The sequence below is a fragment of the Spirosoma gilvum genome, assembly GCF_054776815.1.
This window is the reverse complement of record NZ_BAAHBH010000004.1, coordinates 30,338-39,370: the sequence shown is the minus strand read 5'-3', so window position 1 is coordinate 39,370 and position 9,033 is coordinate 30,338. Positions and strand designations below refer to the sequence as shown.

Annotated in this window: 11 protein-coding genes; 10 read left to right on the top strand and 1 reads right to left on the bottom strand. The window is 46.3% G+C overall.

Annotated elements, in window-relative coordinates:
- Nucleotides 1-84 precede the first annotated feature (84 nt).
- The 9 genes from ACYVFD_RS11600 (at nucleotide 85) to ACYVFD_RS11560 (ending at nucleotide 6,215) form a co-directional block, all read left to right on the top strand.
- The gene (locus ACYVFD_RS11600) at nucleotides 85-294 is read left to right on the top strand and encodes a hypothetical protein (RefSeq protein WP_461090199.1); all 210 of its coding nucleotides are present in this window, start codon (nucleotides 85-87) and stop codon (nucleotides 292-294) included.
- The gene (locus ACYVFD_RS11595) at nucleotides 266-766 is read left to right on the top strand and encodes a DUF6169 family protein (RefSeq protein ID WP_461090198.1); all 501 of its coding nucleotides are present in this window, start codon (nucleotides 266-268) and stop codon (nucleotides 764-766) included. The genes ACYVFD_RS11600 and ACYVFD_RS11595 overlap by 29 nt, the downstream gene beginning before the upstream one ends.
- A gap of 224 nt (nucleotides 767-990) precedes the next feature.
- Nucleotides 991-2,046, top strand: a complete 1,056-nt coding sequence (locus tag ACYVFD_RS11590; RefSeq protein ID WP_461090197.1) for an aldo/keto reductase — start codon at nucleotides 991-993, stop codon at nucleotides 2,044-2,046.
- A gap of 129 nt (nucleotides 2,047-2,175) precedes the next feature.
- The gene (gcvH, locus tag ACYVFD_RS11585) at nucleotides 2,176-2,559 is read left to right on the top strand and encodes a glycine cleavage system protein GcvH (RefSeq protein ID WP_461090195.1); all 384 of its coding nucleotides are present in this window, start codon (nucleotides 2,176-2,178) and stop codon (nucleotides 2,557-2,559) included.
- A gap of 100 nt (nucleotides 2,560-2,659) precedes the next feature.
- Nucleotides 2,660-4,015: a dihydroorotase gene (locus ACYVFD_RS11580; protein ID WP_461090194.1), complete on the top strand. Its 1,356-nt coding sequence runs from the start codon at nucleotides 2,660-2,662 to the stop codon at nucleotides 4,013-4,015.
- Nucleotides 4,012-4,563: a DUF4199 domain-containing protein gene (locus ACYVFD_RS11575; RefSeq protein WP_461090192.1), complete on the top strand. Its 552-nt coding sequence runs from the start codon at nucleotides 4,012-4,014 to the stop codon at nucleotides 4,561-4,563. Before ACYVFD_RS11580 ends, ACYVFD_RS11575 begins: the two co-directional genes overlap by 4 nt.
- Before the next feature lie 25 nt (nucleotides 4,564-4,588).
- On the top strand, nucleotides 4,589-5,107 hold the full coding sequence (locus ACYVFD_RS11570) for a DUF4199 domain-containing protein (protein ID WP_461090190.1): 519 nt from the start codon (nucleotides 4,589-4,591) through the stop codon (nucleotides 5,105-5,107).
- A gap of 29 nt (nucleotides 5,108-5,136) precedes the next feature.
- Nucleotides 5,137-5,862, top strand: coding sequence for a gliding motility-associated ABC transporter permease subunit GldF (gldF, locus tag ACYVFD_RS11565; protein ID WP_461090189.1), 726 nt, complete (start codon nucleotides 5,137-5,139; stop codon nucleotides 5,860-5,862).
- The gene (locus ACYVFD_RS11560) at nucleotides 5,859-6,215 is read left to right on the top strand and encodes a VanZ family protein (RefSeq protein WP_461090187.1); all 357 of its coding nucleotides are present in this window, start codon (nucleotides 5,859-5,861) and stop codon (nucleotides 6,213-6,215) included. The genes gldF and ACYVFD_RS11560 overlap by 4 nt, the downstream gene beginning before the upstream one ends.
- Nucleotides 6,216-6,264: 49 nt before the next feature.
- Here ACYVFD_RS11560 and ACYVFD_RS11555 read toward each other — a convergent pair whose 3' ends face one another.
- Nucleotides 6,265-7,632 carry a tetratricopeptide repeat protein gene (locus tag ACYVFD_RS11555; RefSeq protein WP_461090185.1) on the bottom strand — a complete coding sequence of 456 codons (1,368 nt, stop codon included), beginning with the start codon at nucleotides 7,630-7,632 and terminating at the stop codon, nucleotides 6,265-6,267.
- A gap of 389 nt (nucleotides 7,633-8,021) precedes the next feature.
- Here ACYVFD_RS11555 and gnd point away from each other — a divergent pair, with 389 nt between their 5' ends.
- Nucleotides 8,022-8,918: a phosphogluconate dehydrogenase (NAD(+)-dependent, decarboxylating) gene (gene gnd, locus ACYVFD_RS11550; RefSeq protein WP_461090184.1), complete on the top strand. Its 897-nt coding sequence runs from the start codon at nucleotides 8,022-8,024 to the stop codon at nucleotides 8,916-8,918.
- The last annotated feature ends 115 nt before the right edge of the window (nucleotides 8,919-9,033 follow it).

The following is a 9,033-nucleotide window of genomic DNA, read 5'->3' as shown; positions in this document are numbered from 1 at the left end:
CAGTTCATCGTCTGAACCCATGTCGGCCTATTATTTGTTTACGTTACAGTAACCTGTATATTTGTATACTAAATAGTACGAACTATGGAAGCCCAAAAAGAACCGAAAGCTATCCGAGGAGAGGACTTGACGCCTGAGCAGCGGGAAAAATGGCTGGCATTTTACCGGAAGGTAATGCAGAGCAAGCGCGAAACACAGGCTGAGATGCGCGAGTATGCCAAAACGGAAGAATATAAGGAATCCATCAAACGATTAGACGAGCGAAATGCAGGACGAGGAACTCCGTTCGTATGATTTTGATTTTGTTGGTGGATTTGATAACAGATATAACTTTGTAACTACTAATCATATTTCATACAACGTTAGGTTTAAGCCAAGCGCTGATTATGTGCCTCTGGATAAAGTATGGCGGGATGAGTTTTATGAACTAGTTATTGAGATTACTGCCGCTCCCGACCTGGCTCATATCCCTGCAGATAGGTCAATTCTCCCTACGATTGTAGCGATTATCTCCAATTTCTTCACCGTTCACGAGCGAGTAATTCTGTATATCTGCGATGACTCTGATTCGCGAGAATTGGCGCGTAAACGAAAGTTTGATGGTTGGTATGCCCGGTTTGGTCAGCAGTTATTTGAGAAATATGATTTGCCTGCGGTGGCGAATGGAACGGAGCAGTATGTTGCCTCCGTTTTTTTTCTACGTGATAATCCCTATCGATTTGCTATCATCAATCTATTTGAAAATCTGGCCAGCGGGGAAAAATAATTTCTTAATCATCTGAGCTGGAAACATCCCCGTTTTCTTTACTGACATTGGCTGGAAGGACTGTGCCAGTTAAGTATAAATAGACCTGTGATAGGCTTTATCGACCGTGCCGGAAGCCAAGTTTCCGGATAAAAATAATCGAATCATTCGCTAGTCAACATGAAAAGCCCGACTAACAATTCGGTTGCTTAGAGGTTGGACAAATAAACCCAATTAACGTACAGATGAAATACAACCAGCTTGGAAATACCGGCGTATTAGTTTCCGAACTATGCCTGGGAACAATGACGTTTGGTGGAAATGGCTACTGGAAAGCCATGGGTGAACTTCAGCAGAATGCCGTTAACGACATTGTGAAAACAGCCGTAGACAACGGCATTAATTTTATTGATACGGCCAATGTGTATTCGTTCGGCGAGTCGGAACGGCTGCTGGGGCAAGCCATCAAGTCACTGGGCTTGTCGCGCGATGAACTGGTGATTGCGACCAAAGTACGCGGGCGTATGGGCGAAGGGAAAAATCAGGTTGGTTTAGGTCGGTTGCAGATCATGCAGCAGATCGACGGAAGCCTGAAACGCCTTCAGATGGATCATGTCGATCTGTACCAGATTCACGGGTTCGACCCAATTACCCCACTGGAAGAAACTATGCGTGGACTGGAAGATGTGGTACGGAGCGGTAAGGTTCGGTACATCGGCTGCTCCAATCTGGCAGCCTGGCAAATAATGAAAGCTAATGGAATTGCCGAAAAATATGGCTGGACGAAGTTTATCTCGACCCAGAATTATTACTCCATAGCTGGTCGTGATCTTGAAAACGAAATTGTACCGATGGTGCAGGACCAGAAGATGGCTATTCTGCCCTGGAGCCCACTAGCGGGGGGATTCTTATCTGGAAAATATACACGTGATAACAAACCCGAAGGCGATTCACGACGGCTGGAATTTAATTTCCCGCCCGTCAATCAGGAGCGGGCGTATGATATCATTGATGTCATGCAGACCATTGGTGAAGCGCATGGGGTTTCGGTCGCCCGCGTTGCGCTGGCCTGGGTACTGGCTCAACCGGCTGTTACGAGTGTAATCATCGGTGCTAAGAATACCGATCAGCTTCTGGACAACATCAAAGCCGTAGAAGTGAGCCTGACCAATGAGCAGCTCGAACAACTCGACCAGGTAAGTGGTAATCCGAAGACCTATCCACAATGGATGATTCAGCGCCAAAGTAGCGACCGATTGGGGGCCTATAATTTTACACCTCCGTCTATAGTAGTGAAATAGCCATGTTGGGAGCTGCGCATGATTCTTATCACCAATGGCTGGCTTTCTGATTCGGTTAGTAGTAGGTGGTTTGCAAATTCGGGATGGGCTACCGTATTTTGTAGGTGTCATAAGCTAATCACCCCTACAATGAATTTTCCTGCAGAACTGAGTTATACGGAGGATCACGAGTGGATTCGGATAGAAGAAGACGGCACGGCCGTTGTTGGTATTACGGATTTTGCGCAGCACGAACTGGGCGACATTATTTTCGTAGACATCAATACCGTTGGGCAAACCCTGGCCAAAGGTGATGTATTCGGGGCTGTAGAAGCTGTCAAAACGGTATCTGACCTGTTTTTGCCGATTGAAGGTGAAATCCTGGAATTGAATTCAGCTATTGAGAAAAAACCCGAATTGCTTAACACCGATCCATATGGCGAAGGCTGGATTGTTCGCCTAAAACCGACCGACGGTACCCAGAAAGATGATCTGTTGACGGCCGATGCGTACCAGAAACTGGTAGGTGCCTGATCGATAAAATACAGTAGTAAAAGGCTCCGAAGGGGCCTTTTTTTTAGATAATTACGTCACTTTTACCATCCCTCTTTGCAAAAAGCAGCGGAAGTTTTTTATGCAATTTATCCTCCGTTCTGCCCGTATAGTCGATGCTGCTTCGTCGTTCGACGGGCAGGTAGTTGATATTCTGGTTGACAACGGACTGATTCGTCAACTAGGCGAAAATCTGTCTGCCGATACAGATACTCCGGTTATTGAATCGGATAATCTCCATGTTTCGCCCGGCTGGGTCGATATGCGCGTACTGACGCAGGACCCCGGCTATGAACATAAAGAAGACCTGACCAGTGTATGCCGGGCTGCCGCTGCCGGTGGATTTACCGATATTGCCGTACTGCCCAATACCCAGCCGGTGGTGGATGATAAAGGAACGCTGGGCTACGTTCGGCGCATGGCCGAAGGCCAGCCGGTCAATGTACATGTGATTGCCGCTGTCACGAAAAAAGCGGCTGGTGAGGATTTTACCGAAATGCTCGATCTGCATCAGGCAGGGGCTGTAGCCTTTTCCGACGGAACGCACCCGCTTCAGAACCCAGACTTACTCCTCAAAACGCTGCAATATCTTCAGCCCATCAACGGGTTGCTGATGAATCGCCCGGAGGAGCAATTGCTGACACGGTTCGGACAGATGCACGAAGGAATTCAAAGTACCTTGTTGGGTTTGAAAGGGCTACCGGCTCTGGCCGAGGAGTTGATTATTGAGCGCGACTTGCGGCTGCTGGACTACGTGCTTGGGGCAGAGGGCAGAGGGCAGAGGGTTGGGGAGAGGAATACTGATGCTGCTACTACCCCAAGCCCTCTGCCCCAAGCCCTCTGCCCCCTGCCCCCTGCCATTCATTTCTCTACCATTTCTTCGGCTCGTTCGGTAGAGTTGATTCGGCAGGCAAAGGCGGCTGGTATGCCCGTTAGTTGCGACGTAGCGGTACACCAACTGGTTTTTGACGATGCTGCTTTGGCAGATTTCGATACCAATCTGAAGGTCAATCCACCATTTCGTTCGGCTGCCGATGTAGCAGCTCTTTGGGATGGCCTGGCCGACGGTACGATTGATGCCATCGTGTCGGACCATTCACCCCAGGATGCTGAAAGTAAAAATCTGGAGTTCGATCAGGCTGAATTTGGGATTATTGGGCTTGAAACAGTTTTTCCGGTACTTATGACCCATAACCGCAACCTGACACTGGCGCAATTGATTGACAAGCTTACGGTTCGACCTCGAGAAATCCTGCGGTTACCTTCACAGTCCATTGCCGAAGGACAATCGGCCAGCCTGACGCTTTTTGACCCAACACAAACCTGGGTTTATGAGCGGACCTACTCCAAATCAAAAAATTCGCCGTTTCTGGGGCAAACGTTCACAGGGCATGTGGTCGGTACTGTCCATCAGGGCCAATTGATTCGTATATCATGAAAAGCATTCTCAATTATTTCAGTCATCCGTTGTTGAAGATTCCGCTATTGGCGGGCCTGGTAACGGGTGTTTTGTGCTTTGTTTATTTTCTGGGCTTATACGCCCTGGATATTCCACCGCTTGGCAATATTCGGGTACTCGATTATGGCATTCATATTATCGTGATGGTAGGCTCGGTCTGGTACTATCGAAAATACATCGGTCATGGACGGTTGCATCTGTGGGAAGGGCTGACCATTGGATACGTGATAAACACTGTTGCTGCGCTGATAACGGGTTGGCTTATTTATTTTTTTGTGACCAAGGTCGACCCGGCTGTGTTTGCGGAGTATATAGCTAATTCGAAGAAACTTTTGCTGGATGGTAAAAAGCAGATTACGGATCAGTTTGGACCGGAAACATTTGCTGAACAATGGAAAAAAGCGAGTGCTATGGAGCCGTCGGTACTCCTGCCCGATGAGCTTACTAAAAAAACGGCATTGGCTGTGATACCCGTACTGATTATTTCACTAATATTCCGTAAGCAGGATTACAGTGTTCTGCAATAACAGTTTTACCTAAACTCCCTGTGGAATGGAAGAAAAAACATCGACAACCCGCGTTGCTCTGAAATGGGGGCTTATTTTAGCCGTAGTCTCCATTATTTATTCCATAATTCTGTTTGTTACCGATAGCATAGGAAACCGGGCGCTGGGTTTTGTCGCTTATGGATTGACTATTGCCGGTATCATTCTGGCCATGCGTGATTTCAGAACGCTCAATGGTGGATTTATGTCATATGGCGAAGGTGTCGGGCTAGGTACGCTGACGGCAGCTATCTCGGGTTTCATATCCAGCATGTTCTCGGTATTCTATATGACCTTCATCGATACCGGAATTATGACGCGTGCGGCCGATAAAGCCCGTGAGCAGATGGAAGCCCAGGGTATGTCGGATGAGCAGATCGATAGTGCCGTTGGGATTATGGAAAAGTTTCAGAGCCCCGGCATTTTGTTTGTGTTCGGTGTGATTGGTTCTATTCTGTTAGGACTAATTTTTTCATTGATTATTGCCGCGTTTATACGCAGGAATAAAAACAATCCGTTTGAATAAGGTAGTTGATTCGCTAATTACAACCAAAAGTGCTGGCCATTTTTCGTAAGGAAATCAATCAATTTTTTTCGTCGCCCATCGCCTATATCATTATGGGGGTGTTTCTGACGGCTATGGGGTTGCTCCTGTGGGTATTTCCGGATACGAGCCTGCTGGAAAACGGTTATGCCGATATGGGAACGTTTTTTAATCTGACCCCTTATCTGCTACTATTCCTGGTACCTGCCATTACAATGCGTTCTATTGCTGATGAGGTACGGCTAGGTACGCTGGAGTGGTTATTGACGAAACCCGTTAGTCGGTGGGGAATTATAGGCGGAAAATTTCTGGCTAGCTGGCTCCTAGTTATCATCGTCCTGCTCCCAACACTAATTTATTATAGTAGTCTTTACAAACTCGGTTCGCCTACAGGGAATATCGATTCGGCTGGTGTATTTGGCTCCTACATTGGGCTCATACTGCTGGCCGGCGTGTTTGTTGCTATAGGCTTATGGGCGTCTTCATTCAATGATAATCAGGTAGTTGCCTTTGTTTTGGGTGTATTTGTTTGTTTTCTGCTTTACGTGGGATTGAATGCGCTGGCTGGTGTATCGGTACTGGGTGGAATCTCGTATTATTTATCGTTATTAGCTCTGGATGAGCAGTATCGATCACTCGGTCGAGGAGTTATCGACAGTCGAAACGTCATTTATTTGCTTAGCCTGATCGTGTTTTTTCTTCTTTTGACAACCAATCGATTGCGATCAACTTTATGAAAATTTCGCCAATACTGTCCCGGTGGCTAGCCGTAATCTGGACCATCATTATGCTGGTTGGTTGTCTTACCCCTCATAAAGACATCCCGACTGGGTTAATCGCGTGGAATGATAAGCTTCTCCATGTACTTATTTTCGCACCATTCACACTTTTATGGCTATTAGCCGGTTTTCCGGCAGGAAGAGTCTTAATTGCCGGAATACTGTTTGGAGCACTTATCGAAGCGCTTCAATATAGTTTACCGATAAACCGAAGTGCCGACTGGATTGACCTGCTTGCCGATAGTATCGGAGCGGCTGTTGGAATAGGATTAGTTTGGTTGATTCCACAGAAGTATAAATTTCAAGTTTAGGTTTTAGGTTGTGTGAGTAGACAACCTAAAACCTAAACTTGAAACGGGCTTATAGTTTAGCTGCCGTAGCTCGTGGAGCAGTATTACATTTGGCACTGATGATCTTATAGGCAGTTGTGTATCCTAATTCGCCAGCCCGGCTCAAATCGATACAGGCATTCGTCTCGTCGCCCGAATCGTACCGAATAACACCCCGTAAATAATACGCTTCAGCATGGCGTGGGTTTAACTTAATGGTGCTGTTGCAATCGATGAGTGATCCGCGCTGGTCACCTAGGGAAGATCGGACCATACTCCGGATGAAATACGCTTCGGCGTTGGTTGGGCTCAGCTCAACGGCACGATTTAGATCCTGTAAGGCCAGTTTTCCATCGCCTGCCGCGTTTTTCAACATACCTCTCACCAGATAGGCGTCGGAACGGTCGTCGGAAAGTTCGACTACTTTATAGCGGTCCTGTACTACTGAGCCAAATAGCGGTAACGTACTGGTTGTGATAAAATCGCTATAGTATGCCTTATTCTGATTGCTTGTCGAGCCCATTTCAATGGCTTTATCCAGATCACTGATTGCCTGTTTCGTGGTACTCAGACGGCTCTTGGCAAATCCACGGCTAAAAAGGGCTCTGTAATGATTGGGGTTTAGCTGTACGGTTTTGTCGAAATCGGCCACCGCATTCTCAAACTCACCCAGTCTCGATTTTACTAACCCCCGTTGATAATACAAATCAGCTTCGTCTTTGCTAAGTTCGATGGCCCGGTTGAAATCGGCCATAGCGCCTTTGTAATCTTCCAGTTTAAAACGAGCATAGCCACGGCCACTCAACGCCTGCGTTTTGTTGGGCATTTTGTCTAAGGCTGAACCAAAATCGGCCAGTGCTCCTTTGTAATCAGCCAGTTGCATTTTGCAGTTTCCCCGAGCGGTCAGAATATTGGCATCCGTGGGAGAGAGCCCAGCAGCCTTGTTGAAATCAGCCAGGGCGCTATTGGTATAATTGATCTGAAGCCGACAGAGCCCTCGTTGATAATAGAGTATTGCATCGTTGGGATTAAGTTCAATAGCCCGGTTGAAATCCTGCATTGCGCCCCGAAAATCTTCCTGACGGGTTCGGTTCAAACCACGATACAGGTAGGCATTTGCATCGCCAGGGTTAAGGTCAATGGTTTGGTCGAGGTCAAGGTTAGCGCCCTGGATGTCATTCAGACTAATTTTTACCAGTGCCCGGTTGTAATAACTGGGGGCATTCTCCGGATTCAGAATTATGGCCGTTGAAAAAGCCTGTAAAGCACCGGGGTAATCTTTGGCGTTGCTTTTCTGAACGCCTTCGTTGAAGTAGTCAGCCGCAGTTTGCTGAGCAGCGGCCATCTGGCCCAATAGGCATAAGGTTAAAAATAAGATAGTTACGGATAACTTATTCATTTATATGTTGGATTAGGTTTATGAAAGAGTATTCAGACAAATGTATAAGATTATTATTACTTAAGCCGCTGATAGATAAAAAAATGTTAACTAAAAATTTAATTTAATTACTATTTATGTAATCTATATAGAGATAGTATGTTTATAGTGAAGATACTGTAAGCTTAGTGGTGAAAACTGGAGATAAAATCACTGTAATCGTGTCGTAAGTGACTCGTTTTATAAAGTATAAAATAACAATGTAACCCTCTTACTGCTTTTATAGTGAGAGGTAGAAGTGCTTTTAGTTAATGAATTGGGATCAGAAGGTTTCTTAACCGAATTCTAATCCGTTTCTGAACACGGAAAATGAAAAATTTACCAACTTGATTATCTAATCTTGGATAATTATGCATATTGGATTCATTGGTTTAGGTAAGATGGGGTTTAACCTTGTTAGCAACCTGGTGAGGCATGGGCACACCGTAGTTGGATATGATATTAATGCAGCACTGGTCGAGGCCGTTAAAACTGAAGGGGCGCAGGGAGCTAACTCCTTACAGGAAATGTATAACGCGCTTCCTCCGAACCGAGTACTATGGCTGATGATTCCTGCCGGTCCTTTAGTCGATAAGGTAATTGAACAATTACTGCCGTTTATGCAGGCTGGCGACGTGGTAATTGACGGAGGAAATTCGCACTATAAAGACTCGATGCGACGGCATGAATACCTGAAGCAAAAAGGAATCGGTTTCCTGGATTGCGGAACCAGTGGCGGTATGAGTGGTGCGTTGAATGGAGCGTGCACGATGGTTGGTGGCGATCCTGATGTTATTGAACCGCTACATGTTGTTTTTAAAGATATTTCGGTTGACGATGGTTATCTCTATACCGGCCCTTCGGGTAGTGGCCACTTTACCAAAATGGTACATAACGGTATTGAATATGGGATGATGCAGTCGATTGCCGAAGGATTTGAGGTATTATCCAAAAGTCAGTTCCCGCTCGATTTCCAGGCTATTGCAAAAATGTGGAACCACGGGTCGGTGATTCGTAGCTGGTTAATGGAATTGACGGAGGATGCATTCAGTAAAGATCCCAAACTTGATTCGATCAAAGGGAAGATGTTTTCGTCGGGTGAGGGGAGATGGACACTCGAGACGGCCCTTGACCTTGAGGTCCCAACCCCCGTTATTGCTCTATCGCTGTTAATGCGCTATCGGTCTTTGCAGGACGATACCTTTACCGGAAAAGTAGTAGCTGCGCTGCGGAATGAGTTCGGCGGACATGCGGTTGAAAAAAAATAAATTTCGCATAAACGGAAAAAAGTTCAATTCCGTTCGGTTTTTTTCGTTAGTATTACACGAAGGTTCGGGCAGTTTCGATTGTCGTCCATAGCGATATCGAAATCTTCTGAACCTT